At 61.4% G+C, this 26,822-nt stretch carries 29 protein-coding genes and 1 pseudogene; 21 read left to right on the forward strand and 9 right to left on the reverse strand.

The features are described from left to right. Positions 1 to 51: 51 nt before the first annotated feature. Positions 52 to 2,196, reverse strand: coding sequence for an ATP-dependent DNA helicase DinG (gene dinG / locus AC07OF_RS05900; protein WP_157191428.1), 2,145 nt, complete (start codon positions 2,194 to 2,196; stop codon positions 52 to 54). Between the two features lie 97 nt (positions 2,197 to 2,293). Here dinG and AC07OF_RS05905 point away from each other — a divergent pair, with 97 nt between their 5' ends. Continuing rightward, positions 2,294 to 2,758, forward strand: a complete 465-nt coding sequence (locus tag AC07OF_RS05905; RefSeq protein ID WP_157191427.1) for a CopD family protein — start codon at positions 2,294 to 2,296, stop codon at positions 2,756 to 2,758. A 92-nt stretch (positions 2,759 to 2,850) separates the two neighbouring features. Here AC07OF_RS05905 and AC07OF_RS05910 read toward each other — a convergent pair whose 3' ends face one another. From AC07OF_RS05910 to AC07OF_RS05925, 4 genes are all read right to left on the reverse strand, one after another. Further along, positions 2,851 to 3,609, reverse strand: coding sequence for a collagen-like protein (locus tag AC07OF_RS05910; protein WP_157191426.1), 759 nt, complete (start codon positions 3,607 to 3,609; stop codon positions 2,851 to 2,853). Beyond that, complete coding sequence (locus AC07OF_RS05915) at positions 3,602 to 3,877, reverse strand: DUF1145 domain-containing protein (protein WP_157191425.1); 276 nt, start codon at positions 3,875 to 3,877, stop codon at positions 3,602 to 3,604. Before AC07OF_RS05915 ends, AC07OF_RS05910 begins: the two co-directional genes overlap by 8 nt. 95 nt (positions 3,878 to 3,972) lie before the next feature. Continuing rightward, the gene (locus AC07OF_RS05920) at positions 3,973 to 4,683 is read right to left on the reverse strand and encodes a PA1041 family peptidoglycan-binding anchor lipoprotein (RefSeq protein ID WP_476446648.1); all 711 of its coding nucleotides are present in this window, start codon (positions 4,681 to 4,683) and stop codon (positions 3,973 to 3,975) included. A 90-nt stretch (positions 4,684 to 4,773) separates the two neighbouring features. Beyond that, on the reverse strand, positions 4,774 to 5,463 hold the full coding sequence (locus tag AC07OF_RS05925; protein WP_157191423.1) for a PA1041 family peptidoglycan-binding anchor lipoprotein: 690 nt from the start codon (positions 5,461 to 5,463) through the stop codon (positions 4,774 to 4,776). A 160-nt stretch (positions 5,464 to 5,623) separates the two neighbouring features. Between AC07OF_RS05925 and AC07OF_RS05930 the strand changes: the two genes are divergently transcribed. From AC07OF_RS05930 to AC07OF_RS05980, 11 genes are all read left to right on the forward strand, one after another. Continuing rightward, a complete protein-coding gene (locus AC07OF_RS05930; RefSeq protein ID WP_157191422.1) occupies positions 5,624 to 6,118 on the forward strand; it encodes a DUF6231 family protein in 495 nt (164 codons plus the stop codon). A 4-nt stretch (positions 6,119 to 6,122) separates the two neighbouring features. Beyond that, positions 6,123 to 6,599, forward strand: coding sequence for a YchJ family protein (locus AC07OF_RS05935; protein WP_157191421.1), 477 nt, complete (start codon positions 6,123 to 6,125; stop codon positions 6,597 to 6,599). Positions 6,600 to 6,604: 5 nt separating this feature from the next. Next, entirely contained in the window at positions 6,605 to 7,075 is a 471-nt protein-coding gene (locus tag AC07OF_RS05940; protein WP_157191420.1) for an LEA/WHy family protein, read from the forward strand. Between the two features lie 6 nt (positions 7,076 to 7,081). Continuing rightward, positions 7,082 to 7,276 (forward strand): SEC-C metal-binding domain-containing protein, encoded by a 195-nt coding sequence (locus AC07OF_RS05945; protein WP_031321030.1) that lies wholly within the window; start codon positions 7,082 to 7,084, stop codon positions 7,274 to 7,276. Between the two features lie 110 nt (positions 7,277 to 7,386). Beyond that, positions 7,387 to 9,828 (forward strand): penicillin acylase family protein, encoded by a 2,442-nt coding sequence (locus AC07OF_RS05950; protein WP_157191419.1) that lies wholly within the window; start codon positions 7,387 to 7,389, stop codon positions 9,826 to 9,828. Positions 9,829 to 10,014: 186 nt separating this feature from the next. Beyond that, positions 10,015 to 12,063 carry a c-type cytochrome gene (locus tag AC07OF_RS05955; protein ID WP_495072665.1) on the forward strand — a complete coding sequence of 683 codons (2,049 nt, stop codon included), beginning with the start codon at positions 10,015 to 10,017 and terminating at the stop codon, positions 12,061 to 12,063. Between the two features lie 119 nt (positions 12,064 to 12,182). Next, complete coding sequence (locus AC07OF_RS05960; protein WP_157191417.1) at positions 12,183 to 12,965, forward strand: transporter substrate-binding domain-containing protein; 783 nt, start codon at positions 12,183 to 12,185, stop codon at positions 12,963 to 12,965. An 88-nt stretch (positions 12,966 to 13,053) separates the two neighbouring features. Continuing rightward, positions 13,054 to 13,782, forward strand: a complete 729-nt coding sequence (locus AC07OF_RS05965; RefSeq protein ID WP_157191416.1) for an ABC transporter permease — start codon at positions 13,054 to 13,056, stop codon at positions 13,780 to 13,782. Next, positions 13,779 to 14,489 (forward strand): ABC transporter permease, encoded by a 711-nt coding sequence (locus tag AC07OF_RS05970; RefSeq protein WP_157191415.1) that lies wholly within the window; start codon positions 13,779 to 13,781, stop codon positions 14,487 to 14,489. The genes AC07OF_RS05965 and AC07OF_RS05970 overlap by 4 nt, the downstream gene beginning before the upstream one ends. Positions 14,490 to 14,496: 7 nt before the next feature. Continuing rightward, entirely contained in the window at positions 14,497 to 15,612 is a 1,116-nt protein-coding gene (locus AC07OF_RS05975; RefSeq protein ID WP_476446644.1) for a succinylglutamate desuccinylase/aspartoacylase family protein, read from the forward strand. Between the two features lie 27 nt (positions 15,613 to 15,639). After that, complete coding sequence (locus AC07OF_RS05980; protein ID WP_038607818.1) at positions 15,640 to 16,404, forward strand: ABC transporter ATP-binding protein; 765 nt, start codon at positions 15,640 to 15,642, stop codon at positions 16,402 to 16,404. A 3-nt stretch (positions 16,405 to 16,407) separates the two neighbouring features. On the opposite strand, the gene AC07OF_RS05985 is transcribed toward AC07OF_RS05980, so the two are convergent. Continuing rightward, positions 16,408 to 16,641, reverse strand: coding sequence for a hypothetical protein (locus AC07OF_RS05985; protein WP_038607815.1), 234 nt, complete (start codon positions 16,639 to 16,641; stop codon positions 16,408 to 16,410). 99 nt (positions 16,642 to 16,740) lie between these two features. Further along, positions 16,741 to 17,307 carry a dCTP deaminase gene (dcd, locus tag AC07OF_RS05990; RefSeq protein WP_028943496.1) on the reverse strand — a complete coding sequence of 189 codons (567 nt, stop codon included), beginning with the start codon at positions 17,305 to 17,307 and terminating at the stop codon, positions 16,741 to 16,743. 350 nt (positions 17,308 to 17,657) lie between these two features. On the opposite strand from dcd, the gene AC07OF_RS05995 reads away from it, so the two are divergent. Further along, on the forward strand, positions 17,658 to 17,867 hold the full coding sequence (locus AC07OF_RS05995) for a cold-shock protein (protein WP_010221054.1): 210 nt from the start codon (positions 17,658 to 17,660) through the stop codon (positions 17,865 to 17,867). A 109-nt stretch (positions 17,868 to 17,976) separates the two neighbouring features. Here the strand turns inward: AC07OF_RS05995 and apbC are convergent, their stop codons facing one another. Next, positions 17,977 to 19,071 carry an iron-sulfur cluster carrier protein ApbC gene (gene apbC / locus AC07OF_RS06000; protein ID WP_157191413.1) on the reverse strand — a complete coding sequence of 365 codons (1,095 nt, stop codon included), beginning with the start codon at positions 19,069 to 19,071 and terminating at the stop codon, positions 17,977 to 17,979. Positions 19,072 to 19,225: 154 nt separating this feature from the next. On the opposite strand from apbC, the gene metG reads away from it, so the two are divergent. The 8 genes and pseudogenes from metG (at position 19,226) to AC07OF_RS06040 (ending at position 25,818) form a co-directional block, all read left to right on the forward strand. Further along, positions 19,226 to 21,265, forward strand: coding sequence for a methionine--tRNA ligase (gene metG / locus AC07OF_RS06005; protein ID WP_157191412.1), 2,040 nt, complete (start codon positions 19,226 to 19,228; stop codon positions 21,263 to 21,265). A gap of 91 nt (positions 21,266 to 21,356) precedes the next feature. Continuing rightward, positions 21,357 to 21,938: an Rnf-Nqr domain containing protein gene (locus tag AC07OF_RS06010; RefSeq protein WP_495072666.1), complete on the forward strand. Its 582-nt coding sequence runs from the start codon at positions 21,357 to 21,359 to the stop codon at positions 21,936 to 21,938. Then, positions 21,935 to 22,780 (forward strand): annotated as a pseudogene (gene rsxB / locus AC07OF_RS06015) (electron transport complex subunit RsxB); the annotation flags it as partial. The gene AC07OF_RS06010 and the pseudogene rsxB, both read left to right, overlap by 4 nt. Continuing rightward, positions 22,776 to 23,762, forward strand: a complete 987-nt coding sequence (locus AC07OF_RS06020) for an RnfABCDGE type electron transport complex subunit D (protein WP_495072667.1) — start codon at positions 22,776 to 22,778, stop codon at positions 23,760 to 23,762. The pseudogene rsxB and the gene AC07OF_RS06020, both read left to right, overlap by 5 nt. Further along, positions 23,759 to 24,376, forward strand: coding sequence for an RnfABCDGE type electron transport complex subunit G (locus AC07OF_RS06025; protein ID WP_495072668.1), 618 nt, complete (start codon positions 23,759 to 23,761; stop codon positions 24,374 to 24,376). The genes AC07OF_RS06020 and AC07OF_RS06025 overlap by 4 nt, the downstream gene beginning before the upstream one ends. Beyond that, positions 24,369 to 24,893 (forward strand): Rnf-Nqr domain containing protein, encoded by a 525-nt coding sequence (locus tag AC07OF_RS06030; RefSeq protein ID WP_495072669.1) that lies wholly within the window; start codon positions 24,369 to 24,371, stop codon positions 24,891 to 24,893. Before AC07OF_RS06025 ends, AC07OF_RS06030 begins: the two co-directional genes overlap by 8 nt. A 4-nt stretch (positions 24,894 to 24,897) precedes the next feature. Then, the gene (gene nth, locus AC07OF_RS06035) at positions 24,898 to 25,536 is read left to right on the forward strand and encodes an endonuclease III (protein WP_038607795.1); all 639 of its coding nucleotides are present in this window, start codon (positions 24,898 to 24,900) and stop codon (positions 25,534 to 25,536) included. A 105-nt stretch (positions 25,537 to 25,641) separates the two neighbouring features. Further along, positions 25,642 to 25,818 carry a PA3496 family putative envelope integrity protein gene (locus tag AC07OF_RS06040; protein WP_198325401.1) on the forward strand — a complete coding sequence of 59 codons (177 nt, stop codon included), beginning with the start codon at positions 25,642 to 25,644 and terminating at the stop codon, positions 25,816 to 25,818. A 95-nt stretch (positions 25,819 to 25,913) separates the two neighbouring features. On the opposite strand, the gene AC07OF_RS06045 is transcribed toward AC07OF_RS06040, so the two are convergent. Next, a complete protein-coding gene (locus tag AC07OF_RS06045; protein WP_157191405.1) occupies positions 25,914 to 26,540 on the reverse strand; it encodes a response regulator transcription factor in 627 nt (208 codons plus the stop codon). Between the last annotated feature and the right edge of the window lie 282 nt (positions 26,541 to 26,822).

Here is a 26,822-nt window from a genome sequence, read left to right on the forward strand (position 1 = left end):
GGGCCTTGAACTGAGACATAGACAACGCCCCGGAGCAATGATCCCCGGGGGTCAGGAAATTTCCCGTCGAAACGGCGGCAAGGCATTGAGAATAGCCTTACCGTAGCGCTGGGTGACCACACGTCGGTCCAGCAGGGTGATGGTGCCGCGGTCCTCTTCGGTACGCAGCAGGCGGCCGCAGGCCTGGATCAGGCGCAGCGAAGCGTCTGGCACGGCGATTTCCATGAACGGGTTGCCGCCGCGCGCTTCGATCCACTCGGCCAGGGCCGCCTCGACCGGATCATCCGGTACCGCGAAGGGGATCTTGGCAATTACCACGTGCTCACAGTAGGCGCCCGGCAAGTCGACGCCTTCGGCAAAGCTTGCCAGGCCGAACAGGACGCTGGAATCGCCGCCATCGACACGCGCCTTGTGTTTGTTCAGGGTTTCCTGCTTGGACAGGTTGCCCTGGATGAACACCTGCTTGCGCCAGTCGCGATCCAGGCCATCGAACACGTCCTGCATCTGCTTGCGCGAAGAGAACAGCACCAGCGAACCACGCGAACCCTCAACCAGCTCCGGCAGATCACGAATGATCGCCGCGGTGTGTGCCGCCGCATCCCGAGGGTCGGCACGCAGGTCCGGTACCCGTAGCACACCGGCATCGACATGATGGAAAGGGCTGGGCACAACGCTGGTGACCGCATCCTTGGGCAGACCGGCGCGCATGCGGAAGCGATCGAACTTGCCCAGCGCGGTCAGGGTTGCCGAGGTAACCAGCGCACCATGGGCAACGTTCCACAGATTGCGCCGCAGCATTTCAGCCGCGAGGATCGGGCTGGCGTTGACCTCGATGTCGAACAGCGCCCCGCTCTCGGCCAGGGTCAGCCAGCGGGCCATGGGCGGGCTGTCTTCCGGGTCTTCTGCGGTGAAGGCGGTCCACAGTTCCCAGTTGCCCTGGGCGCGCATCAACAGGCTGCCGAACAACGGGTACCACTCTTCGGCCTGATGGCTGGCAATACCGATATTGACTTCGGCATCCATACCTTCTTTCAGCAATTCGGTCAGCCGGGTGAACAGATCGGTCAGGCGCGAGAAGCCCTTCTTCAACTCGATCCCCATCTCGCGCATGTGCTCGGGCACCACACCGCCCTCGAAGCGGTGACGCGGCCGCTCGCGGCCCTCCATATCCTCGCCGGGACGGAAATCGGCCACCTGCTCACAAGCGCTGAACATGAACTGTTGCTGGGCCTTGATCTCCCGCGCCAGTTCCGGCACCTGCTCGATCAGCTTGCCCAGGTCGCCCGGCAACGGGTGCTGGGCCAGCAGCTTGGTCAGGTTCTTGGCAGTTTGCTCGAGCCAGTCGGCGGTGGAGCGCAAACGGGTGTAGTGGGCGAAATGGCCAATGGCCTTGTCCGGCAGGTGATGGCCTTCGTCGAACACATAGATGGTGTCGCGCGGATCAGGCAACACCGCGCCACCGCCCAGGGCCAGGTCAGCCAGGACCATATCGTGGTTGGTGACGATGACATCGACCTTACCCATGCCCTCACGGGCCTTGTAGAAGGTGCACTGGCCAAAGTTCGGGCAATGGCGGCCGGTGCATTGGCTATGGTCGGTGGTCAGGCGTGCCCAGTCCTGGTCTTCCAGGGCTTGCGGCCAGCTGTCACGGTCGCCGTCCCAGCGGTTGCCGGCAAGCTTCTCGATCATGCTGGTGAACAGCTTCTGGCTGGCTTCGTCGACCTCGATCCTGAAGCCCTCTTCCTCGAACAGCTGCGCAGTGGCCGATTGTGCATGGCCCTCCTGCAGCAACAGGTCGAGCTTGGACAGGCACAGATAGCGACCACGCCCCTTGGCCAGGGCGAAGGTGAAGTTCAGGCCGCTGTTGCGCATCAGGTCGGGCAGATCCTTGAAGACGATCTGCTCCTGCAGGGCTACCGTCGCGGTGGCTATCACCAGACGCTTGCCGGCGGCCTTGGCAGCGGGAATCGAGGCCAGGCTATAGGCAACCGTCTTGCCAGTACCGGTACCGGCCTCGACCGCCACCACGGCGGGATCGCCGGCGCGCCGACCTTCATCGTCACAGGCGATATCGCCAAGCACCTTGGCCACTTCGGCGATCATCAGACGCTGGCCGTAGCGCGGCTTGAGGCTCTTGGCTTCGAGAAAACGCGAATAGGCGCCCTGAATCGTGGTTTTGAGTTCGTTGCTGATCATGGTGTCGGGGCGCCCGAAGGGCTGGATAAATTTTCAGTGTTTCGATTGGGTCGCTATCATACCCCGCTATTGCCCTTTGCGCCGAATGGAGATCCCGATGAGCGCCTTTAGCCTTCCTTATAGCCTGCACGTCCTGGCCGCCCTGGTATGGGTCGGCGGGATGTTCTTCGCCTGGCTGATCCTGCGGCCTGCGGCGGTTGCAGCCCTTCAAGGGCCTGACCGTCTACGCCTCTGGGTAGAAGTGTTTCAGCGTTTTTTCGTGTGGGTCTGGGTAGCCATCGCGGTCCTGGCGATCAGCGGCATAGGCATGCTGCACCTGCGTTTTGCCGGCCTGGACGCGGCACCGCGCTATGTACAGGTGATGATTGGCGGCGCTATTGCGATGATCGCGCTGTTCATTCGTGTGCAGTCGTTGCTGCTGCCGGAGTTACGTAAAGCGGTGCAGGCGCAAGACTGGCCGACGGGCGCGGTGGTGTTGGGCAAGATTCGTCGCTTGGTGGGGATCAACCTGTTGCTCGGGATTGCCGTGGTGTTGGTGGCAACTACACGCCTGCTGGTGTAACACACAACCGGTGGGAGCGGGCTTGCCCCGCGATGCGATGTGGCTGACAGGCCGCAATCGCGGGGCAAGCCCGCTCCCACCGACAATTACACCTACAAGCGCTGCAGGATCAACTCGCCGGCATTGCCAGCCAATCCTGGCTGACCGGCAACCCCTGGTTTCCCGGGGGCGCCCGCAGCCGTCCGGTAGACCAGGCAACCCTTGCTCGCGCCCCCTGCTCCCGGCTTGCCCGCTGCACCCGCTACACCTGGCGCCCCGCCGTCGAGCTGGACCTTGATCCGTTCTGCGGGAAAGTCCGCCGGCAGCGCCAGTCGTACCCGACCGCCCGCCGCGCCATCATGGCCATCGCCACCGTTGTCACCATTGGCACCACGGCTTGCCTCGCCCCATGTGCATCCGCCAGCCTTGCCGTTGGCCCCGTCAAGCCCGACGTACCCTGGCGCCCCAGCACCTCCGCGGGCATCGATCGCCAGCAACGGCGCCTGCACGGCATGCAACTGCAGATCAAGGTTGCGCCCGGCCAGCGCTGCCCGCTCATAAGTACCCGGAGCGCCACGCGCGGCGATCTGACTGCCCTCACCCAGCTGTGCCCGCGCCACTTCAACGCGCAATGTGCTCTCGGCCGGGGCAATGGCAATGCGCGCCTCCTGGCCCAGCTGCAGCTCGTCCACTTTCAGTTCGACCAGACTGGCCGGCAACAGCAGCGTTGCGGCATCGGCCACGTGCAGACGCTGCAGGTGCACGACACTGGATTTATTCGGCAAACGCAGCAACGAGTGCGGCGCGACACTGATCGACTCCGCCAGCACCAGGGGGCTGAACAATGCAGCCAGCAAGACCAACTTACGCATGTTTAGTCTCCTGACGGGGCGCTGGAATCGAAAGGACATGAAAGATACCGACCAGCAGGATTTGCAAGCGGTCAAACCAGCGATGGCTGCGCCCACGCAGACGGCCATTGAAAAACAGCACTTCCAGCAGGTGCAGGCCGAGCAATGCTGCGCCGGCCAAAGCGATCAATCGATTGAAGGGGAATTCCTGGGGAATCAGCAAATTCACCAGCACCACCCACCAGAACACTACCGTCAGGGCTTTGCCCAGCCCCAGTAAGCCCTTCATACGCGCCCCCTGCTGTTATTTTTTTAGGCGATGCCAGAAGCCCTGGCATCGTCTGCAACAGTAACGGCTGGCACTGCCGCGCACCAGAGGCAGGTTCAATTGAGGTGCAGTTCTACCCTGCGGTTCTGCGCGCGCCCGGCGTCGGTCTCATTGTCGGCAATCGGCTCACTTTCACCGCGGCCCTGGCTGGTCACTTTCGAGGGGGCCAGGCCCTGGCTGATCAGGTACTCGGCGACGCTGCTGGCGCGCCGCTCGGATAGCGCTTGGTTATAGGCATCCGAGCCCTGGCTATCGGTATGACCGATCACCTTGACGCTGGTCACACCGGGCGCATTGAGCTTGCCCATCAGCCCCTGCAACTGGCTATGGGCGCTGCTGGTCAGTTCGGCGGAGTCGTAGGCGAACATCACCGAGCCCTGGTCATTGAGGGTGATGACTTCAGGCTCGGGCGCTGCCTTGTCGGTGACCGGGTATTGCGGGAGCGGGCAACCTGTGTGGCTGACCGGCGTGTTGGCCGGCGTATCAGGGCAACGATCACGGCGGTCGAACACACCATCCTCGTCCTCGTCGCCGTCCTGGGCATAGCAGATCAGGCCGCCGGCAATGGCCCCGGCAACACCACCACCGGCTGCCCAGGCAGAACTTTCGATAGCCCCCAGCCCGCCACCTACCAAACCACCAAGCAGGCTGCAGACTGGCCAGGTCCTTTGATTGAGTGGGGCGCTGCCATCGCTGTGGGTGGCGCAACCGGAGATCAGGCTTGCAGTCACCAGCACCGGTACTGCGGCCTTGGAGAAAACACTCATGGGAATTGCTCCTGTGTCACCGGCGTCTACCGGTCACACAGGAGTAAAGACTGGCCTGCGGCACTTCTCAAGCCGCAGGCCGGTTGCGCTTCAGCGCTGGATACGAATCTCCACACGGCGGTTCGTTGCCCGCCCTTCAGCGGTCGCATTGTCAGCTTCCGGCTGCGACTCGCCTGCACCCTGCACCGAAACAAAACTGGCTTGCGGCACGCCGCTGCTGACCAGGTAGTCGGTGACCGATTGGGCACGTTGCTCCGAGAGTTTCTGGTTATAGGCATCGCGACCGACGCTGTCGGTGTGACCGGTGACACTCAGTCTGGCCGTCGGCGCCTCGTTTTTCAGGCGGGTTGCAATGGTGTTCAGGCGTTCCTTGTCGGCCGGCGTCAACCGGGCAGAGTCGAACTCGAAGTGAACGTCGCGAATGACGATGACCTCTTCCTTGACCACGACCGCTTCTTCGACCACCGCAGGCTCAGGTGGGCAGCCATTGGCATCGACCTGAACGCCACGCGGAGTACCCGGGCACTTGTCGCGGCTGTCCGGTACGCCGTCACCATCTTCATCGCCATCGCCATGGGCCCAGCAATAGCCTGCCGCCAAGCCGGCGCCAAGCAATGCGCCCCAGCCAGCCCAGCTCGAACTTTCTATGGCGCCCAATCCCGCGCCGCCCACACCCCCGACGGCAGCACATATCGGCCAGTCAGTTTTTTGCAAACCTGCGCAACCAGTTAAGACGCTGGTTAGCAGAACCAGAGGTAATGCTGTGCGTACTATGCTCATTTTGTTGCGTCTCCTAGGGGGAATCGGTTTAAAACCGATGCTATGGGAGTAAAGACCGCGCAAACCGACTCCGCCAGCAATAAGCCATGATGCGGCTGTCAGACACTATGCCTGACGGCCCGAGATCGTTAGTCTTGACGCATCTGACCGAGGATTCCCGATGATTGACGGATTTTCCCAACGAACCCCGCAGCAAGCCCTGGCGGCGCTGCTTGAACGCCATTCACCGCAACGTCTGCTGCTGGTCGGCACGCGTTTTCCAGCTCTGGAGGCCTTTGCCCAGGCGCACCCGCAGGTCGAAATTGCCCAGGCCCAACCGGGCCCGTTGCCAGAGAATCTGGCCGCTCAACGCTTCGACCTGGCCTTGCTGGTCGACTGCCTGGAGCATCTGCCCAAACGCAAAGGCCTGGAGTTGCTCGGCGGCATCCGCAACCTCAATGCCAGCCGCGTGGCAGTGCTGGCCGACCTGAGCGCCTGCGGCTGGCAAGACACCGATTTCTTCGCCCTGGCCCTGCAAGCCAACGAAAAGTTTCAGCGCGATGATCAGGTCCTGAGCCTGTTCACCTATGATCTACGTGAATACAAACAGGTCCCGGACTGGCTCAATGCCAAGTTCTGGGCCAATCCGCAAAATTTTGGCAAGTACTGGTGGTGAAACAATGAGTGTCTCGGTTTGTCCCTGCGGCAGCGGTAATCTGCTCGACGCCTGTTGCGGACACTATCACGCCGGGCATCCGGCCCCCGATGCGCAGACGCTGATGCGTTCGCGCTACAGCGCCTATGTGCTGGGGCTGATCGATTACCTGGTGAACACCACCCTGCCCGCGCAGCAGGCCGGCCTTGACCGCGCTGCGATTGCCGCCTGGAGCGCGCAAAGCACCTGGCTGGGCCTTGAAGTGGAAAGCGCCGAAGTATTTGGCGGCAAGCCTGAACATGCCTTCGTCACCTTCACTGCCCGCTGGCACGATAATGACGGTGAACATAGCCATCGCGAGCGTTCGGCCTTTGTGCAGAATGACGGGCACTGGTATTTCATCGACCCGACAGTCGGCCTGAAAGCCGGACGCAACGACGCCTGCCCATGCGCCAGCGGGCAGAAATTCAAGAAGTGCTGCGCCAGTTACCTGGGGAGCTAACGCCTATGACCCGTCTGTTGCTGTTCAGCTTTCTGATACTGCAACTGACCGGGTGTGCCAGTTGGCTGGACAGTGACTACCGCGATCCCGAGGTTCGCCTAGTCAAGGTCGAAGCGGTCAAGATGCACCTGCTGGAGCAAGAATTCGTCCTTCATGTACGCGTCGACAACCCCAACGACGGACGCCTGTTCATCCGCTACCTGAGTTACACCGTGCACCTGAACGATCTGTTACTGGTCGAGGGGGAGGAAAGCCTGTGGCGCAGTGTCGGCGGACACGCCCGGCGGACCTTCAAGATCCCCGTGCGCACCAACCTCTGGAAACAGGTCAAACCGCTGGCGAAAATGCTCAAAAACACTGAACTTCCCTTGCGTTACCGCCTCGATGGCGAGCTCAACAGCGGATTATTCTTCGCCCGCGAACTGCACTTATCGCGCAGTGGTGAGATAATTCCCGGCGATCTTTTACCGGAGTAACCCGCAATGACTCAACAACCCCATGTTCATGGCCCTGACTGCAACCACGATCATGATCATCATGACCACGGCCATGTTCACGGTCCGCACTGCAACCACGGTCACCAGGAGCCGGTGCGCAACGCCCTGAAGGATGTCGGCCGCAACGACCCGTGCCCATGCGGCAGCAACAAGAAGTTCAAGAAGTGCCACGGGGCCTGATAGTGGCCTTTGAACAGCCTGAAAAATAAAGGCTGTGCCCCGCTTGCATGGCGTGGTCGGGCTCACTAACGTAGCGCCTTTTAGACGCCACGCCCTGCAGGAGCCCGACCATGGCCGCGCCAGCCTTCCCCCCTTTCCTCCCCCGGTTCGGCGTAGCCGCAGCGGTGTTCGGCGTGCTTGCCCTGAGCGGCTGCCAGATGGGTGGCTATCGCGACAGCGTGCCTCCGGCCAGCGGCGTACAACCCCTTAAAGGCCTGGCGCAGAACGTCTCGGTACGACGCAATGCCATGGGCATGCCGTTGATCGAAAGCAGCAACTTCCACGACGCCCTGTTCGCACTGGGCTATGTGCATGCCGGTGACCGCATCGGGCAAATGGTCGGCATGCGCTTGCTGGCCCAGGGTCGCCTGGCCGAGATTGCCGGCCCGGATGTACTGGAAGTCGACCGGCTGATGCGTGGCGCCAACCTGAAACAGACCGCCAACCAGCTTTACGCCGATGCCTCGCCACGGCTCAAGCGCTTCTTTGAAGTCTATGCCCGTGGCGTCAATGCCTATCTGTTCCGTTACCGTGACCGGCTCCCGGCGCCGTTGGCGCAAAGCGGCTACCGCCCGGAATACTGGAAGCCTGAAGACTCGGCACTGATCTTCTGCCTGTACAACTTCAGCCAGTCGGTCAACCTGCAGGAAGAACTCGCCGCGTTGACCCTGGCGCAGAAAGTCGGCAGCGACAAACTGCCGTGGTTGTTGCCCAGCTACCCTGACGAACCCCTGCCGACCGCTGAAGCCGACAAGCTCAAAGGCCTGAGCCTGGGCAACGCGCTGGCCGGGCTGGCACCGCTGAGCGCCGCCAGCGAACAGTTGGCTACCCTCAACCTGTTGGGCACGGCCGGTTCCAGCAACTGGGCGATTGCCCCGCAACGCAGCCGTAGCGGCAAGAGCCTGCTGGCCAGCGACACCCTCGGAGCCTGGGCAATGACGCCGGTGCAGATACGCGCACCTAAATACCAGGCCGCGGGTGTAACCATTGCCGGCCTGCCTCTGCTGCTTTCCGGCTACAACGGCAAACTGGCCTGGAGCGCCAGTGCGGTCATGGCCGATAACCAGGACCTGTACCTGGAACGCCTTAAACGCGAAGGCAGCCGCCTGATGTACCAGGCCGACGGTAAATGGCTGCCAGCTCTGGCGCGCAACGAAACCTTCTTCGTCAAGGGCCAGCGCCCACAGCGCGAAACCCTGTACGACACCCGTCATGGCACGCTGCTCGGCCAGGCGCAGAACGCCAGCCTGGGCCTGGCCCTGCAACTGCCACAGCTCAAGGGCGACCAGAGCCTGGATGCATTTTTCAACCTGTCACGGGCGCAGAACGTCGAGCGGGCCTTCGACAACACCCGCGAAATCGGCGCCGCGGCGTTGAACTTCGTCTTCGCCGACGCCAGCAACATCGGCTGGCAGGTCAGCGGCCGCTTCCCCAACCGTCGTGAAGGCCAGGGGCTGCTGCCCTCGCCGGGCTGGGACGGGCGCTACGACTGGGATGGCTACGCCGACCCGATGCTCCACCCTTACGACCAGGACCCGCCGCAGGGCTGGCTTGGCAATGCCAACCAGCGCAGCGTGCCCAAAGGTTACGGCATGCAGTTGTCCAACAGCTGGTACTACCCCGAGCGCGCCGAGCGCCTGGGGCAGCTGGCCGCTAACGGCAAGCATGACAGCCGCAGCCTGATCACCATGCAAAACGACCAGACCACCCTGTTCGCCGCCAAGCTCAAGCAGATGTTCGAAGCACCCGGCATGGCTCAGCCGCTGAAACAGGCGATCGACGCGTTGCCCGGCGATCAGCGCAGCAAGGCTCGTGAAGCCTATACGCGGCTGATGGCCTTCGATGGCCGCCTGAGTACCACCTCGGCCGACGCCGCACTGTATGAACTGTTTCTGCAGGAAAGCGCGAAACAGACCTTCCTCGATGAGCTCGGCCCGGAGTCTTCGGCGACCTGGCAGGCCTTCGTCGGTAATGCGCGGCTGTCCTATTCGGCACAGGCCGATCATTTGCTCGGCCGTGAAGACAGCCCGTTCTGGAACGACCAGCGCACCGCGCAGCAAGAAGACAAACCAGCGATCCTCGCCCGCAGCCTGGCTGCAGCAGTCACTGCCGGTGAAGCGCAACTGGGCAATGACCGCCGCGCCTGGCAATGGGGCAAGCTGCACCAGTACCGCTGGCCGACAGCGACCTTCCATGGCCTGGGTGATGCAGTCAGCCGTGGCCCGCAGGCCAGCGGCGGTGACCACAGCACCCTGAACCTTGCGCCCTATGCCTGGGGCAAGGATTTCAACGCCCAGCTGGCGCCGTCGCTGCGCATGGTCGTGGACTTCGGCCAGATCGAACCGCTGCAACTGCAGAGCAGCAGCGGCCAGTCCGGCAACCCGGCCAGCCCGCACTTTGCCGATGGCCTGGACGCCTGGTTCAAGGGCCGTTACATGAGTTTGCCGCTGCAACCGCAAAACTTCGACCGCGCCTATGGCAGCAAGCGTCTGACCCTGGTGCCGGGCAAGTAATCCTCTCGCACCCCGCAGCCGGTGCAATGCCGGCTGCGCTGATCCACATCAACTGTACCCACCTGCAAATCCTCTACAACAACACTGGGACGAGCCTCGCTCCCAGTGCTGCCTGATGAATCATAAAAACGATTGCACACCTGCGCCCAAGGGACCACCCAGGCCGGGTGACTAAAGGAATTTGCAATGGCTTCCGTACTTTCACGCCTGGCCCTGTGCGCCACGACGTTGCTGCTGATACCCGCCCTTCACGCCAGTGAGCCAGACATGGCAGCGGCGCAAACCACCGACAAGTCACTGCTCGAACGTGGCCGCTACGTTGCCCAGCTCGGTGACTGCATCGCTTGCCACACCGCCCCGCAAGGTCCGTTGATGGCCGGTGGGCTGCAACTGAAGACGCCCATGGGCACGATCTACTCAAGCAACATCACCCCGGACCCGGAAACCGGTATCGGGCGTTACAGCTTCGAGCAGTTCGACAAGGCCATGCGCGAAGGGGTGAGCGCCGACGGCACCCATCTGTATCCCGCCATGCCCTACCCGTCCTACGCCAAAATCAGCGAGGAGGACATGCAGGCGCTGTACGCCTACCTGATGCAAGCGGTGGAGCCGATCAGCCAGTCCAACCAGGCCGCCGACATGAGCTGGCCGTTCAACATGCGCTGGGGGCTGGCATTCTGGAACTGGGCATTTGTCGATGATCAACCGTTCGAACCCGACCCGGACCGTGATCCGCTGATCAATCGCGGCGCCTATCTGGTGCAGGGCCTGGGCCATTGTGGCGCCTGCCATACCCCGCGCGGCATCGCCTTTCAGGAAAAGGCCATGAGTGACACCGGCAGCAGTGGCAAGCACTTCCTCGCCGGGGAAACCGTCGAGCACTGGCGCGCTCTGAGCCTGCGCAATCTGTGGACGGTGCCAGACACCGTACAATTGCTCAAAACCGGACAGAACCGCTTCGCCACGGTCTCCGGAAACATGGCCGACGTGATTCATCACAGTACTCAGCACTTCAGCGATGCCGACCTGACCGCCATCGCCAGCTACCTCAAATCGCTGCCGCCGGGCGAAAACGACCTGCCCATGCCCGCCGTGGCACTGACGCCGACCGCGCCACCGGCCGATCTGTTCAGCAGCCGGGGTGGCCTGGGTTACACCCAGTTCTGCAGCGACTGCCACCGTACCGACGGCGCGGGCGTGCCCGGCATGTTCCCGCCACTGGCCGGCAATCCGAGCATCGCCTCCAGGGACCCAACCTCGCTGCTGCACATTACCCTGACTGGCTGGGAGACCGCGCAGACCGCCACCCATTCGCGCACCTACACCATGCCCGGTTTCGCGCGCTTATCGGATCAGGAAATCGCCGAAATCCTCAGTTTCGTGCGCAGCCGCTGGGGCAACGACAGTTCAGCGGTCATCCCGGAACAGGTGAAAAAGCTGCGCGCTCAGCTCAATCCGCAAACCACTGATTCGACTGCCTTCGAGACCCCGCGCCTGGCCGACCTGCTCGCCGCCGCCAACGCCGATCAGGTGATCCGCGGTATGCGCCTGCACCTGCAGACCAAGGAACTGCTGCCGGACAACGTCGGCAATGCGCTCAATTGCACAAGCTGTCACCTCAACGCCGGTACCGTAGCCGATGGTTCGCCCTTTGTCGGCGTGTCGGCGTTTTTCCCCGGGTACGCGCCGCGCGCCGGCAAGGTGATTACTCTGGAAGAGCGCATCAACGGCTGCTTCCGCCGCTCCATGAACGGCAAGCCGATTGCGCCGCAGTCAGCTGACATGCAGGCCATGGTCGCCTACTTCGAGTGGATGAAAAACAACACCCAGCCCGGCGACAAAGTGGCTGGACGTGGTGTTGGCAAGATCGATCCAGCGATCAAGCCCGACCTCGATAACGGCCAACAGGTCTACGTCAAACAGTGTGCGGTGTGTCATGGCGCCGATGGCCAGGGGTTGGCCCGTGCGGATGGCAGCCTGGTGTTCCCGCCACTGTGGGGCGAGCAGTCCTTCAACATCGGTGCCGGCATGGCGCGGACCTACACAGCTGCCGCATTCGTCAAACGCAACATGCCGATCGGCTTTCATGAGCGCTTTCCCCTGGGCCAGGGTGGCCTGAGCGACCAGGAAGCGGTGGATGTTGCCGCCTGGTTCTCGCAACAGCCGCGACCGGACTTCCCGGACAAGGTCAAGGACTGGCCCAACGGCGGCAAGCCGGTGGATGCGCGCTACTGACAGCGCGGGACAAGCCCGCTCCTGCGACATGGTGTGAAAATTGCTGTCATTGTGATGTCAGGCACTGGCCGGTAACGGCCCAGTGCCACCCCACTAGGTTACAAATCCAGGGACACACAATGAAAAAAGCATGGCTGACGTTTTCTGCACTTGCACTGTGTCTGGCTGCGGGCAATGCCCTGGCCAAGGAATACAAGGAGCTGCGCTTCGGCGTCGATCCGTCGTATGCCCCGTTTGAATCCAAGGCCGCCGACGGCAGCCTGGTGGGCTTCGACATTGACCTGGGCAACGCCATCTGCGCCGAGCTCAAGGTCAAATGCAAATGGGTCGAGAGCGACTTCGACGGCATGATTCCGGGCCTCAAGGCCAACAAGTTCGACGGGGTGATCTCGTCCATGACCGTCACCCCGGCGCGGGAAAAAGTCATCGACTTCTCCAATGAACTGTTCTCCGGCCCGACTTCGCTGGTGTACAAAAAAGGTTCCGGACTGAGCGCCGATCCGGCTTCGCTCAAAGGCAAGACGGTCGGCTATGAGCAAGGCACCATCCAGGAGGCCTACGCCAAGGCCGTGCTGGACAAAGCCGGGGTCAAGACCCAGGCCTACCAGAACCAGGACCAGGTCTATGCCGACCTGACCTCCGGCCGTCTGGATGCCTCCATTCAGGACATGCTCCAGGCTGAACTGGGCTTTCTCAAGTCGCCCCAGGGTGCAGGCTATGAAGTCAGCGCACCGGTAGAAAGCGAATTGCTACCGTCGAAGACCGCGGTGGGTATCAAAAAAGGTAACAAAGAGCTCCAGGACCTGATCAACAAAGGTATCAAAGCGTTACACGATGACGGTACCTATGCCGAGATCCAGAAAAAACACTTCGGTGATCTGAACCTCTACAGCGGCAAATAACAGTAGGAGCGGGTTTGCCCCCGCGAGGAAGTTCCGCCCTCATCGCGGGGCAAGCCCGCTCCCACAGCCATTGGCATAGGTTGCTTACATGTTCGAAGACCTGTTGCAGTTTCTGGGACTCTCGGCCTTCAGCCTGAAGGGCTTCGGCCCTTTGCTGCTGCAGGGCACCTGGATGACCATCAAGTTATCCTTCATGTCGCTATTGGTCAGCGTTGGCCTGGGCCTGCTCGGCGCCAGCGCCAAGCTCTCGCCGATGCGCCCGCTGCGCCTGATCGCCCAGGCCTACACCACGTTGATTCGTGGGGTACCCGACCTGGTGCTGATGCTGCTGATCTTCTACAGCCTGCAAACCTGGCTGACGACGCTCACCGACTACCTGGAATGGGAATACATCGAGATCGACCCGTTCGCGGCGGGCGTGATCACCCTGGGTTTCATCTACGGCGCCTACTTCACCGAGACCTTCCGCGGCGCGATCCTTGCCGTGCCCCGCGGCCAGGTCGAGGCCGCCACCGCCTATGGCCTCAAGCGTATGCAGCGCTTTCGCTTCGTGGTCTTCCCGCAAATGATGCGCTTCGCCCTGCCCGGCATCGGCAACAACTGGATGGTCATGCTCAAGGCCACCGCCCTGGTCTCGATCATCGGCCTGGCTGACTTGGTCAAGGCCGCCCAGGATGCCGGCAAGAGCAGCTACCAGCTGTTCTACTTCCTGATGGTCGCAGCCTTTATCTACCTGCTGATCACCAGCGCCTCGAACATCGCCCTGCGCTGGCTGGAACGGCGCTACAACGTTGGCACTCGGGAGGCCATCCGATGATCGAATTGCTGCAGCAATACTGGCGCGATTTTCTTTATACCGATGGCACGCACATCACCGGCCTGGCCATGACCATGTGGCTGCTGACCGCCTCGCTGGCAATCGGCTTCGTGGCCTCGATACCGTTGTCCATCGCCCGCGTCTCGCCGCGTTTCTGGATCCGCTGGCCAGTGCAGTTCTACACCTACCTGTTCCGCGGCACACCGCTGTATATCCAGCTGTTGATCTGCTACACCGGGATCTACAGCCTGGCCGCGGTGCGCGAGCAGCCACTGCTCGACAGCTTCTTTCGTGACGCGATGAACTGCACCATCCTCGCCTTCGCCCTCAATACCTGCGCCTACACCACCGAGATCTTCGCCGGCGCGATCCGCAGCATGAACCATGGCGAGGTGGAAGCAGCCAAGGCTTATGGCCTGCGCGGCTGGAAACTTTATGCTTATATCATCATGCCGTCGGCGCTACGCCGCTCGTTGCCCTACTACAGCAACGAAGTGATCCTGATGCTGCACTCCACCACGGTTGCCTTCACCGCGACCGTGCCGGATGTGCTCAAGGTCGCCCGCGACGCCAACTCGGCCACGTTTCTGACCTTCCAGTCGTTCGGTATCGCCGCACTGATCTACCTGTGCGTGACCTTCGCTCTGGTTGGCCTGTTCCGCCTCGCCGAACGGCGCTGGCTGGCTTTTCTAGGACCGACTCACTAGGACTGATATGCATCACTCGACCCACGATATTCTGGCACCGGTTCCAGGGATCGCCCGCCAGATCCACAGCTTCCATTTCGGCCCGCGGGACGCCGGCAAAATCTACATCCAGGCCTCGCTGCACGCCGACGAACTGCCCGGCATGCTGGTGGCCTGGCACCTCAAGAAACGCTTGGGCGAGCTCGAAGCCCAGGGCTTGCTGCGCCGCGAAATCGTACTGGTGCCGATCGCCAACCCGGTCGGCCTGGAACAGGTGCTGATGGATATGCCGCTGGGCCGCTTCGAGCTGCAGAGTGGCGAGAATTTCAATCGTAACTTCGTCGACCTGAGCGACAAGATCGGCGATCAGATCGAAGCGCACCTGAGCCAGGATCCGGCGCACAACGTTGCCCTGATCCGCGAATGCCTGCGCCGTGCCCTGGATGCCCACCCGGTCCATACACCGCTGCAGTCACAGCGCCTGACCCTGCAGCGACTGGCCTGCGATGCCGAAATGGTTCTGGACCTGCATTGCGACTTCGAAGCCGTCGCCCACCTGTACACCACCCCCGAGGCCTGGCCGCAGGTCGAGCCGCTGTCGCGCTACCTCGGCGCCCAGGCCAGCCTGCTGGCCACCGATTCGGGCGGGCAGTCCTTCGACGAGTGTTTCACCCTGGTCTGGTGGCAGCTGCAGCAGCGTTTCGGCAAACAGTTCCCGATCCCGCAAGGCAGTTTCTCGGTCACCGTCGAGTTGCGCGGCCAGGGTGATGTCAGTCACCCGCTGGCGGAGCAGGATTGCGCGGCGATTCTCGATTATCTGACGCAATACGGCGCCATCGAAGGCCAAGCGAGCGCCCTTCCGCCACTGTCGTATCCGGCAACCCCGTTGGCGGGTGTGGAACCGGTGGCCACGCCGTTGGGCGGCTTGCTGGTATTCCACGCCAAGCCGGGCCAGTACCTGGAGGCTGACCAGTTGATCGCCGAAGTCATCGACCCGCTCAGCGACCGGGTGACCGCGGTACGCAACGTCCAGCCCGGCCTCATGTATGCCCGCTCGCTACGGCGCATGGCTACCGCCGGCATGGTCATTGCGCATGTGGCCGGCCGCCAGCCCTACCGCAGCGGTTACCTGTTATCGCCTTGAGCCATAGTCACCTTTGAGAGCCTGCGCATGTACAAACTGACCATCGAAGACCTGCACAAGCGCTACGGCGAACACCATGTGCTCAAGGGTGTCTCGCTGAAGGCGAAGACCGGTGACGTGATCTGCCTGATCGGCGCCAGCGGCTCGGGCAAGAGCACCTTCCTGCGCTGTATCAACTTTCTCGAGCAACCCAACGAGGGCAGCATGACCCTCGATGGCAAACCGGTGCACATGAGCCATGACCACCTCGGTCTGCGGGTCAGCGATCCGGACGAACTGCAGCGCCTGCGCACGCGTCTGGCCATGGTTTTCCAGCACTTCAACCTGTGGAGCCACCTGAGCGTGCTGGACAACATCAGCCTGGCGCCAAGACGGGTTCTGGGCGTCAGCAAGCAGGAAGCCGAAGCCCGCGCCCGGCGTTACCTGGACAAGGTCGGCCTGGCCGCGCGCGTGGCCGAGCAGTACCCGGCGTTTCTCTCCGGGGGGCAGCAACAGCGCGTGGCGATTGCCCGGGCACTGGCCATGGAGCCGGAGGTCATGCTGTTCGATGAGCCAACCTCGGCGCTGGACCCGGAGCTGGTCGGCGAAGTGCTGCGGGTGATCCAGGGCCTGGCCGAAGAAGGCCGGACCATGATCATGGTGACTCACGAAATGGCCTTTGCGCGCAAAGTGGCGACCCAGGTGATGTTCTTGCATCAGGGCCTGGTCGAAGAGCAAGGGCCGCCCGCCGAGGTACTCGGAAATCCGAAAAGCGAACGCCTGCGTCAGTTCTTGAGCGGTAACCTGAAGTAAGCCTCAGGCGACGGGCGCGGGTGGTGGTTCGTCAGGCAAGGTCGGCTCACCCGGTTCCATCGGATGATTTTCGTCAGGTGACGGCTGGTCGGGGGTGTCCGGGTCGGGCTGACCGGGTACCCCGCCTGCATGAGCGAAATGCGGATGCGGATGGGCCAGCAGCGACCAGGCCATCACTCCGACCTGATTAGGCTGTAAAACAGCCAGCTTGGCACTGATGGCCGGATCGAGTTTCATGAGCGGCTCCTCGGCGAAGTCCGCCAGGCCTGCTGCCTGGCGGAACAGTTCATCTCATTAGAGTTTGCCAGCCGCCGGGAATTCCCGCGTTTTTTCGGATCAGGTGCGTGGCAGGGTGACGCCGCGCTGGCCCTGGTATTTACCACCACGGTCCTTGTAGGACACTTCGCACTCTTCATCGGACTCCAGGAAGAGCATCTGCGCCACGCCTTCATTGGCGTAGATTTTCGCCGGCAAGGTAGTGGTGTTGGAGAACTCCAGGGTCACGTGGCCTTCCCACTCAGGTTCCAGCGGGGTGACGTTGACGATGATGCCGCAACGGGCGTAGGTGCTTTTGCCCAGGCAGATGGTCAGCACGTTACGCGGAATCCGGAAGTACTCCACGGTGCGGGCCAGGGCGAAAGAGTTCGGCGGGATGATGCAAACGTCGCTCTTGACGTCGACAAAGCTGCCGGCATCGAAGTTTTTCGGATCGACGGTCGCCGAATTGATGTTGGTAAACACCTTGAACTCGTCGGCGCAGCGTACGTCGTAGCCGTAGCTGGAGACACCGAAGGAGATCAGCCGGTTGTCGCTCTCACCGCGCACCTGGCGCTCGACGAACGGCTCGATCATGCCGTGTTCCTGCGCCATGCGGCGAATCCACTTGTCCGATTTGATGCTCATGGCGGGTGTCCTGAAGTAACGAGGTGAAGAAATTCTGTGGCGCATCTTACCGGGCCCGGCGCCCGGTTCAAAGTTTCATCCACCGCCAAGCGTCGAATCCCCGTGTACCGGGGCCTTCAGGCAGGCTTGCAGGACCGTCAGTCATGATTTGCGCGAAAGCTGAACAAGACCATTGGCACGTTCTGGAAAAAGGGTTATGGTGACGCCACTGTGCTGCACGTGTCACTGAGAATATCTACCTGATGCAAGATTTCGATCAACCCATCTTCATGAATTTTCTGCCTCTTTGCACTCAGTCTCGGCCAGGGCGTTTCCTGAGTCGTAGTTAACTTTGTCCAAGGAGACAGACCATGTCCAATCGCCAAACCGGTACCGTTAAGTGGTTCAACGATGAAAAAGGCTTCGGCTTCATCACCCCACAATCCGGTGACGACCTGTTCGTACACTTCAAAGCCATCAAGGCTGACGGCTTCAAGAGCCTGAAAGAAGGCCAAGCGGTCTCTTTCATCGCTACCCGCGGTCAGAAAGGCATGCAGGCTGAAGAAGTAGAAGTTATCTAACTTCCGCTTTACAGCTTGAAAAAAGCCCCGCCCTCAACAGGCGGGGCTTTTTTTATGCCTGGCGTTCCAATCCAGGGCTGCTTCGCAGCCCATCGCCAGCAAGGCACACTCAATCTTCGCTAATGGTGATATTCGGCATCGCAGGCGCCGCTGCCTCCTGCAGCACGATCCGCGCACCCACCTGACGGGCCAGCTCCTGGTAAACCATGGCAATCTGGCTCTCAGGCTCGGCAATCGCAGTCGGCTTGCCACTGTCGGCCTGCTCGCGAATCAGCATCGACAGCGGCAGCGAGGCCAGCAGTTCGACGCCATACTGGCTGGCCAGCTTCTCACCGCCGCCTTCACCAAACAGATGCTCGGCGTGGCCACAGTTCGAGCAGATATGCACAGCCATGTTCTCGACCACACCCAACACCGGGATATTGACCTTGCGGAACATTTCCACGCCTTTCTTGGCGTCGATCAGGGCCAGATCCTGCGGCGTGGTGACGATCACCGAACCTGCCACCGGGACTTTCTGCGCCAGGGTCAGCTGGATGTCGCCGGTGCCTGGCGGCATGTCGATCACCAGGTAGTCGAGATTGTCCCAGGCAGTCTGGGTCACCAGTTGCAGCAAGGCCCCGGAAACCATCGGCCCGCGCCAGACCATCGGTGTGTTGTCGTCAGTCAGAAAAGCCATGGACATGACTTCGACGCCGTGCGCCTTGAGCGGCACGAACCACTTCTGATCGCGCACCTGCGGACGGGTGCGCTCCGGGATACCAAACATCACGCCCTGGCTCGGGCCATAGATGTCGGCATCGAGAATACCCACGCGCGCGCCTTCACGGGCCAGGGCCAGGGCTAGGTTGGCGGCGGTCGTGGACTTGCCCACGCCGCCTTTGCCCGAGGCCACCGCAATGATGTTCTTGACGTTGGCCAGCCCAGGGATCTGCGCCTGGGACTTGTGCGCAGTGATCACGCAATTGATTTCAACCTGCGCCGAAGCGACACCCTCGATACCTTCAATGGCAGTTTGCAGGACCTGGGCCCAGCCATTCTTGAACAGGCCGGCGGCGTACCCCAGCTGCAACCGGACACTGACCCGCTCGCCCTGGATATCGATGGCCTGGACACAGCCGGCGCTGACCGGGTCCTGGTTCAGGTAAGGGTCGGTATACTGGCGAAGAACGGCTTCGACGGCTGCGCGAGTGACGGCACTCATGGAGACTCCCGTTAAAAAGACTGAGTAAAACAGACCACTATGCTAACCCGCGAAACATCCACAGACGTCCATGGGGTGAAATAAATTTCCCGGCGTTTTATAGTGGCCGATCATTGTTTCATCTCAAGTAGCCGAAAAAAGTAGCCGAGCCCCCATGTCCGAGCCACGTCAGATTCTCGTCACCAGCGCCCTGCCCTATGCCAATGGTTCCATTCACCTTGGCCATATGCTCGAGTACATCCAGACAGACATGTGGGTGCGCTTCCAGAAACATCGCGGCAATCAGTGCGTGTATGTCTGCGCGGACGACGCCCACGGTTCGGCCATCATGCTGCGCGCCGAAAAGGAAGGCATCACCCCCGAGCAACTGATTGCCGCCGTCCAGGCCGAGCACAGTGGCGACTTCGCCGACTTCCTGGTGGACTTCGACAACTTCCACTCGACCCACGCCGAAGAAAACCGCGAGCTGTCGAGCCAGATCTACCTCAAGCTGCGTGACGCCGGGCACATTGCCACCCGTTCGATCACCCAGTATTTCGACCCGGACAAGAAAATGTTCCTGGCCGACCGTTTCATCAAGGGCACCTGCCCCAAGTGTGCCGCCGAAGACCAGTACGGCGACAACTGTGAAAAATGCGGCGCCACCTATGCCCCGACCGAGCTGAAGAATCCCAAGTCGGCGATTTCCGGCGCTACCCCGGTGCTCAAGGACTCCCAGCATTTCTTCTTCAAGCTGCCCGACTTCCAGGCCATGCTCCAGCAGTGGACCCGTAGCGGCACCTTGCAGGACGCCGTAGCCAACAAGATCGCCGAGTGGCTGGATGCCGGCCTGCAGGAATGGGACATCTCCCGTGACGCGCCGTATTTCGGTTTCGAAATCCCCGACGAACCCGGCAAGTACTTCTATGTCTGGCTGGACGCGCCGATCGGCTACATGGCCAGTTTCAAGAACCTCTGCGCCCGTCGTCCCGAGCTGGACTTCGACGCGTTCTGGAACAAGGACTCCAAGGCCGAGCTGTACCACTTCATCGGCAAGGACATCGTCAACTTCCACGCCCTGTTCTGGCCTGCCATGCTCGAAGGCGCCGGCTACCGCAAGCCGACCGGCATCAACGTGCACGGTTACCTGACCGTCAACGGCTCGAAGATGTCCAAGTCGCGCGGCACCTTTATCAAGGCCCGTACCTACCTGGACCACCTGGCGCCGGAATACCTGCGCTACTACTACGCCTCCAAGCTCAGCCGCGGCGTCGATGACCTCGACCTGAACCTGGAAGACTTCGTGCAGAAGGTCAACTCCGACCTGGTCGGCAAGGTGGTCAACATTGCCAGCCGTTGCGCCGGATTCATTCAGAAGGGCAACGACGGCGTGATGGTTGCCGGCGACGCCGCGCCCGAGCTGACCGAAGCCTTCCTGGCCGCTGCGCCAAGCATCGCCGAAGCCTATGAAGCGCGCGACTTCGCTCGTGCCATGCGTGAAATCATGGCCCTGGCCGACCGCGCCAACGCCTGGATCGCCGACAAGGCACCGTGGTCCCTGGCCAAGCAGGAAGGCAAACAGGATGAAGTCCAGGCCATCTGCGCCCAGGGCGTCAACCTGTTCCGCCAGCTGGTGATCTTCCTCAAGCCGGTACTGCCTTTGCTGGCTGCCGACGCCGAGGCGTTCCTCAATGTTGCCCCACTGACCTGGGACGACCACCAGACCCGCCTGAGCAATCACCAACTGAACCCGTTCAAGGCGCTGATGAGCCGCATCGACCCGGCCAAGGTCGAGGCCATGACCGCCGCCAGCAAGGAAGACCTGGCCGCCAGCCAGACTTCCGTAGTCACCGGCAATGGCGAACTGAGCAAAGACCCGCTGTCCGCCGAGATCGACTTCGATACCTTTGCTGCCGTCGACCTGCGCGTGGCCCTGATTCTCAAGGCCGAAGCGGTGGAAGGTGCCGACAAGCTGCTGCGCCTGACCCTCGACATCGGTGACGAGCAGCGCAACGTGTTCTCCGGCATCAAGTCGGCGTACCCGGACCCGGCCAAGCTCGAAGGTCGCCTGACCATGATGATCGCCAACCTCAAGCCGCGCAAAATGCGCTTCGGTATCTCCGAAGGCATGGTCATGGCTGCCGGCCCCGGCGGTGAAGAAATCTACCTGCTCAGCCCTGACAGCGGCGCCAAACCCGGTCAGCGCATCAAGTAAGGCCTCACGCCCCGGACGATTGCGTCCGGGGCGTTCTCATCCTCGCGTCATTGCCGGATAATGGCGAACAGCCCTGGCAATGTGCACCCCCATGAGCGAATTCATCCTGGCCCTGATCAGCGCCGCGCTGGTCAACAACCTGGTCCTGCATCAAGGGCTGGCCATCGACCCGGCCTTGCAACCTTCTGCTGGCCAGGACCGCCGTCGACTGCACGCCCTGGGGCTGGCAACACTGGCGTTACTGGTGCTGGCCGTCACGCTGGGGCAACTGCTGTATCACTACCTCCTGCAACCCTTGCAGCTTGACTACCTACGCCTGTTCGTCCTGCTACCCCTGTGCGTACTGTTGATCGAGCCGCTGCTCGGCCTGTTGTCTCGAGCGATACCAAGCCTGCCCTTCGACGGGCTGATGCCGTTACTGCTGGGCAATGTGGCACTGCTAGGCTTGAGCCTGCAGGTCATTGAAGGCGCCTACGGCCCCCTGCAGACCCTGGCCTGGAGCCTGGGCGGCGGTCTGGGATTCTGGCTGGCTTTGAGCCTGTTCGCCGACCTGCGTCAACGCAGTGACAACGAGGCGATGCCCGAGAGCGTTCGCGGCCTGCCTGCAGAGTTGATCGGCGCGGGAGTGATGGCCTTGGCGTTTCTCGGCTTCAACGGATTATTTACATCATGAGTCTGATTCAACGCATCGACGCCCTGTTGCCGCAGACCCAATGCGGCAAATGTGGTCACCCTGGCTGCAAGCCCTATGCAGAGGGCCTGGCCAAGGGCGAAGCGATCAATAAATGTCCGCCAGGCGGCAACGAAACCATCACCGCCCTGGCCAACCTGCTGCAGGTGCCGATCATAGCCCTGGACCCTGAGCGCGGTAGCGCGCCGCCCCAGGTCGCCTATATCCGCGAAGCCGAATGCATTGGCTGCACCAAATGCATCCAGGCCTGCCCGGTGGATGCCATAGTTGGTGCAGCCAAATTGATGCACACCGTGATCAGTGCTGAATGCACAGGCTGCGACCTGTGCGTGGCGCCCTGCCCGGTAGATTGCATCGACCTGCTGCCACTGAGCGCAACCAGCAACATCATCCCGATTGTCGGTGGCATGGCCCAGGACGCCGAGGCCCTGGCCGCCCGCAGCGCCAAACGCAATCATGCCCGTCGTCGTTTTGAATTGCGCAACAGCCGCCTGCAGCGCGAAGAAGCGCGCAAGCAAGCCGAACGTGCCGCCCGCAGTCAACGCAGCGCCGCCAGTAACACCCCGGAGCATGCCGTAACCAGCGATGACCCGATCAAAGCCGCCATCGAGCGGGTCAAGGCACAGAAAGCCGCCGCGGCCGATGCCGCACTGAAAAAAGCCAAGATTGCCGCCGCCATGAGCCGGGCACAGCTGAACAAAGCCAGAAGCGCCTTCGGTGCGACACCGAACGCTACTCAGCTGGCACAGTTGGCCGAACTGGAACAAGAGGCCGAACAGGCCCAGGCACAACTGCTGGCCTTGCAACCGGCCACCGCCCATGCCGGCCGTTGATAACAGCGAGCGCCTGCGCAGCACCATGCTGCTGGTGCTGCTGGCGTGCCTGCCCGGGGTGCTGACGCTGCTCTGGCAGCATGGCTGGGGGATGCTCTTCAATCTGTTGTTGTGCGCAGGCTCAGCCCTGGCGAGCGAAGGGCTTCTACTGAAGCTGCAGCAACGCCCGGTCCTGCCTTCACTCAATGATGGCAGCGCCCTGGTCAGCGCCACCCTGCTTGCCGCTGCCTTGCCTGCCTACGCCCCCTGGTGGGTACCGGTTATCGCCACGGTCAGTGCCATCGGCCTTGGCAAGCAACTGTATGGCGGCGTCGGCAAGAACCCGTTCAACCCGGCCATGCTCGGCTATGCCGTGGTTTTGCTGGCCTTCCCGCTGCACATGACCCAGTGGCCCGGCGCGCAATTGCTGGATCTGGGCAGCAGCTTGCAACACGTGTTGGCTTTCAGTACCGGCGAGCAACCAGATGCCTGGGCCCAGGCAACCCTTCTGGATGGACTGCGCAACAACCGCAGCCTGACCCTCGACGAGTTGTTCAGCACTCATCCAGGCTTCGGGCATTTCGGCGGCGCAGGCAGCGAAACGGTCAACCTGGCCTTCCTGCTTGGTGGCTTACTGCTGTTGCAACGCAAGGTCTTCAGCTGGCATGCCCCTGTCGGCTTGCTGGCGAGTCTGTTCGTGATCAGCCTGTTGTTCTGGAATGGATCCGGCTCGGATTCCAACGGCTCACCGTTACTGCATCTGTTCAGCGGCTCGACCATGCTGGCCGCATTCTTTATTGCCACAGAACCGGTTTCCGGCCCCAGGTCGCCACAGGCCCGCTTGCTGTTTGGCATAGGCATGGGCTTGTTGATCTACCTGATCCGCACATGGGGCAACTACCCTGATGGCACCGCTTTTGCGGTGCTGCTGATGAACCTGTGCGTACCGGCGCTGGAGCGCTGGGCCGAACGTCGTCAAGCGGTGTCATCATGAACCGCTCATCGATACGCAGCGCCATGCTGCTGTTGCTCATTGCCTTGTTGAGCCTGGGCAGCAGCATGATCTGGCAGCACTTCAGTGCCCGGGATATCTCCCTGGCCGAGCAGAAACTCAAGGCGCAGACCTGGCTCAGCGTCCTGCCAGAAAAAACCTATGACAACCAGCCATTGCAGACACCCCTGGTGCTAAGCGCCCCCACCCTCGCCCACAGCCGGCTGCTGGCAGGCTATCGTGCCACCCTTGCCGGTCGCCCCAGCGCGGTAGTGCTGCACAGTCAGACTCCGGGTTACGCAGGCCAGATCGAGCTGCTGATCGCCATCGACACGCAAGGCCGCCTGATCGCCAGCAAGGTACTACGTCAGCAGGAAACACCTGGCCTGGGGGCCAGGCTAGTCGAACCGGGTAACCAGTGGCTACAAGGCTTCATCGGTATCAGCCGGCAGACCACACCTGATGCCGCCTGGGCTCTGAAGCGTGACAGCGGTCAGTTTGATCAACTGGCAGGCGCCACGGTGACTTCGCGTGCAGTGATCCATGCTGTGCATGACGCCCTGCGCTACTTCGACGAACATCGTCAGCACTTACTTGAGGCAGGCAGTGATGAGTAGGCAATGGCTGGCCGCCGTGAGCCTGGCCCCGTTGCTGGGTATCACCCAGACGCTGCTTGACGCGTGCGCCATCGCCGGTTTCAGCGTGTTACTGATTACCCTGCATCACTTGGCAATGGGTTCTTTGCACCGCTGGCTCGCGGCCCGCGGCAGAATGCTCGCCAGCGTGCTGCTGGCCGCAGCGCTGACCACTTGCCTGGAGTTGAGTCTGCGCGCCTGGGCCCTGCCCCTACATCAGGCGCTGAGCCCCTACCCGACACTGATCGCCGTACAATGCCTGATGTTCGAATACGCTCAAGGCGAGAACCGTCACTGGCGCGACACCGCCCAGTTGCTAGGCGCATTCGCCGCCCTGTGTATCGCCTTGGGGCTTTGCCGCGAGTTGTTGTCTGGCTGGGCAGGACTACGCCTGGCTGCCCTGCTGCCTGGGGCATTTTTTCTGTTGGGCCTGCTGCTGGCCCTGTACAACAGGGTTTGCCTGCGGCGAGCCCCCTCACGTCGTCAAGGAAAGTGTTGACCCCATGAATGCCGCCAAACGCCTGGAGATATTTCGCAGGCTGCACGAAGACAATCCCGAGCCCAAGACAGAACTGGCTTACACCTCCCCCTTCGAGTTGCTGATTTCGGTCATTCTTTCGGCGCAAGCCACCGATGTCAGCGTGAACAAGGCGACCGCCAAGTTGTACCCGGTCGCCAATACTCCCGAAGCCATCTACGCCCTTGGCGTCGATGGACTGTCGCAATACATCAAGACCATCGGCCTGTACAACAGCAAAGCCCGCAACGTAATCGAAACCTGCCGCTTGCTGATCGAACAGCATGGCAGCCAGGTACCGGAAACTCGCGAGGCACTTGAAGCATTGCCTGGTGTGGGTCGCAAGACCGCCAACGTGGTCCTCAACACCGCCTTCCGGCAACTGGCAATGGCGGTGGACACGCATATTTTCAGGGTCAGCAACCGCACCGGAATTGCTCCGGGCAAGACAGTCCTGGAGGTTGAGAAAGCATTGATGAAGTTCGTGCCCAAGGCTTACCTGCTCGACGCCCACCACTGGTTGATCCTGCACGGGCGCTATGTGTGCCTGGCACGTAAACCCCGTTGCGGAAGTTGCCGGATCGAAGACCTGTGTGAATACAAGCACAAAACCTCAGACGATTGAGCAGATAGTGAAAACTGTGCCGGGCCGATTGAAAAAATCTTTTGTACCGGCTCGAAAATTCTCGCTATAAGGTGCGCCAATGGCCCTCTTGGCTTGGAGTGACTTATGAGCACCGATAAAGAAGACCTGGTTGTTGATGACGACATCGCCACTGAAGACGCAGAGGACGATGTTCCGGCCGAAGTGGCAAAGACCAACTTGAGCAAGCGCCGCACCATCGATAACCTGCTGGAAGAACGTCGCCTGCAAAAACAATTGGCCGATTACGATTTCGACCTCTGACGCCTCGACTGCGCAAGCCAGGAACCCCTTGGCTGCTGAGTACCGGCCTCACCAGCAAAGCCTCCCGAGTGGAGGCTTTGTTGCTTCTGGCGATATCAAACCAGGCCGTTGCGCTGGGCCAGCTCGATCAGATCAACCAATGAGCGGGCATTGAGCTTGAGTAGCAGCCGGGTCTTGTAGGTACTGACGGTCTTGTTGCTCAGAAACATACCGTCGGCAATTTCCTTGTTGGTTCTGCCGCGCGCCAGTTGCTGCAGGACCATCATCTCCCGCCCCGACAGACGCTCGACCATGTCGGCCTCGCTGGTGCCGCCCAGGTTGCTACGCACCGAATGCAGTGCTTGATTGGGGAAGTAACTGTAGCCGGACAGCACAGCCTTGATTGCACTGAGCAGTTCCGTGAGGTCCTGCTGCTTGCAGACATAGCCAGCGGCACCTGCCTGCATACAACGCATCGAAAAGTGCCCAGGTGCCTGGGAAGTCAGCACCAGCACCTTGGCACCCGGGCAGGTGGTCGTAAGCCGGGCAATAACTTCAAGACCATCGAGCTTGGGGATGCCGATGTCCAGAATGACGATATCCGGATCATGCTCTCGTGCCAGTTGTAACGCGTCCACGCCATTATCCGTCTCTGCGATGACTTCATAGCCATGCCGCTCCATCAGCATACGTACAGCCAGGCGGATGACCGGGTGATCATCCACGATCAGCACTTTATTCATGGGCAGATCCAATTGTTCGCTGTTCGATTTTTTTTGAGCCCGCACAATAGCCTAGTTACACGACATATTGTATTGCGGCACCCGCGAGCAAAAGCACACAAAGATAAAACCTACACACATAGAGGATCGGTCCTACAAAAAACCTTAACCTGCACATTCTCACACTTACACCAGTATCCTTGAACGAAACAGAGTTAACCTCTAAAACTAAAAATAGCACCAGAACACCTAAACAGCCCAGCCAGCAGTACCTTAATACTTGAAGGAAAAGTCCTATATTCC

It is taken from the genome of Pseudomonas sp. GW821-FHT10B02 (assembly GCF_059415665.1).

What these genes read in the sequence shown, in the direction of transcription:
- dinG (WP_157191428.1), bottom strand. Translation starts at nt 2,196, where the DNA reads ATGATCAGCAACGAACTCAAAACCACGATTCAGGGCGCCTATTCGCGT.
- AC07OF_RS05905 (WP_157191427.1), top strand. Translation starts at nt 2,294, where the DNA reads ATGAGCGCCTTTAGCCTTCCTTATAGCCTGCACGTCCTGGCCGCCCTG.
- AC07OF_RS05910 (WP_157191426.1), bottom strand. Translation starts at nt 3,609, where the DNA reads ATGCGTAAGTTGGTCTTGCTGGCTGCATTGTTCAGCCCCCTGGTGCTG.
- AC07OF_RS05915 (WP_157191425.1), bottom strand. Translation starts at nt 3,877, where the DNA reads ATGAAGGGCTTACTGGGGCTGGGCAAAGCCCTGACGGTAGTGTTCTGG.
- AC07OF_RS05920 (WP_476446648.1), bottom strand. Translation starts at nt 4,683, where the DNA reads ATGAGTGTTTTCTCCAAGGCCGCAGTACCGGTGCTGGTGACTGCAAGC.
- AC07OF_RS05925 (WP_157191423.1), bottom strand. Translation starts at nt 5,463, where the DNA reads ATGAGCATAGTACGCACAGCATTACCTCTGGTTCTGCTAACCAGCGTC.
- AC07OF_RS05930 (WP_157191422.1), top strand. Translation starts at nt 5,624, where the DNA reads ATGATTGACGGATTTTCCCAACGAACCCCGCAGCAAGCCCTGGCGGCG.
- AC07OF_RS05935 (WP_157191421.1), top strand. Translation starts at nt 6,123, where the DNA reads ATGAGTGTCTCGGTTTGTCCCTGCGGCAGCGGTAATCTGCTCGACGCC.
- AC07OF_RS05940 (WP_157191420.1), top strand. Translation starts at nt 6,605, where the DNA reads ATGACCCGTCTGTTGCTGTTCAGCTTTCTGATACTGCAACTGACCGGG.
- AC07OF_RS05945 (WP_031321030.1), top strand. Translation starts at nt 7,082, where the DNA reads ATGACTCAACAACCCCATGTTCATGGCCCTGACTGCAACCACGATCAT.
- AC07OF_RS05950 (WP_157191419.1), top strand. Translation starts at nt 7,387, where the DNA reads ATGGCCGCGCCAGCCTTCCCCCCTTTCCTCCCCCGGTTCGGCGTAGCC.
- AC07OF_RS05955 (WP_495072665.1), top strand. Translation starts at nt 10,015, where the DNA reads ATGGCTTCCGTACTTTCACGCCTGGCCCTGTGCGCCACGACGTTGCTG.
- AC07OF_RS05960 (WP_157191417.1), top strand. Translation starts at nt 12,183, where the DNA reads ATGAAAAAAGCATGGCTGACGTTTTCTGCACTTGCACTGTGTCTGGCT.
- AC07OF_RS05965 (WP_157191416.1), top strand. Translation starts at nt 13,054, where the DNA reads ATGTTCGAAGACCTGTTGCAGTTTCTGGGACTCTCGGCCTTCAGCCTG.
- AC07OF_RS05970 (WP_157191415.1), top strand. Translation starts at nt 13,779, where the DNA reads ATGATCGAATTGCTGCAGCAATACTGGCGCGATTTTCTTTATACCGAT.
- AC07OF_RS05975 (WP_476446644.1), top strand. Translation starts at nt 14,497, where the DNA reads ATGCATCACTCGACCCACGATATTCTGGCACCGGTTCCAGGGATCGCC.
- AC07OF_RS05980 (WP_038607818.1), top strand. Translation starts at nt 15,640, where the DNA reads ATGTACAAACTGACCATCGAAGACCTGCACAAGCGCTACGGCGAACAC.
- AC07OF_RS05985 (WP_038607815.1), bottom strand. Translation starts at nt 16,641, where the DNA reads ATGAAACTCGATCCGGCCATCAGTGCCAAGCTGGCTGTTTTACAGCCT.
- dcd (WP_028943496.1), bottom strand. Translation starts at nt 17,307, where the DNA reads ATGAGCATCAAATCGGACAAGTGGATTCGCCGCATGGCGCAGGAACAC.
- AC07OF_RS05995 (WP_010221054.1), top strand. Translation starts at nt 17,658, where the DNA reads ATGTCCAATCGCCAAACCGGTACCGTTAAGTGGTTCAACGATGAAAAA.
- apbC (WP_157191413.1), bottom strand. Translation starts at nt 19,071, where the DNA reads ATGAGTGCCGTCACTCGCGCAGCCGTCGAAGCCGTTCTTCGCCAGTAT.
- metG (WP_157191412.1), top strand. Translation starts at nt 19,226, where the DNA reads ATGTCCGAGCCACGTCAGATTCTCGTCACCAGCGCCCTGCCCTATGCC.
- AC07OF_RS06010 (WP_495072666.1), top strand. Translation starts at nt 21,357, where the DNA reads ATGAGCGAATTCATCCTGGCCCTGATCAGCGCCGCGCTGGTCAACAAC.
- AC07OF_RS06020 (WP_495072667.1), top strand. Translation starts at nt 22,776, where the DNA reads ATGCCGGCCGTTGATAACAGCGAGCGCCTGCGCAGCACCATGCTGCTG.
- AC07OF_RS06025 (WP_495072668.1), top strand. Translation starts at nt 23,759, where the DNA reads ATGAACCGCTCATCGATACGCAGCGCCATGCTGCTGTTGCTCATTGCC.
- AC07OF_RS06030 (WP_495072669.1), top strand. Translation starts at nt 24,369, where the DNA reads ATGAGTAGGCAATGGCTGGCCGCCGTGAGCCTGGCCCCGTTGCTGGGT.
- nth (WP_038607795.1), top strand. Translation starts at nt 24,898, where the DNA reads ATGAATGCCGCCAAACGCCTGGAGATATTTCGCAGGCTGCACGAAGAC.
- AC07OF_RS06040 (WP_198325401.1), top strand. Translation starts at nt 25,642, where the DNA reads ATGAGCACCGATAAAGAAGACCTGGTTGTTGATGACGACATCGCCACT.
- AC07OF_RS06045 (WP_157191405.1), bottom strand. Translation starts at nt 26,540, where the DNA reads ATGAATAAAGTGCTGATCGTGGATGATCACCCGGTCATCCGCCTGGCT.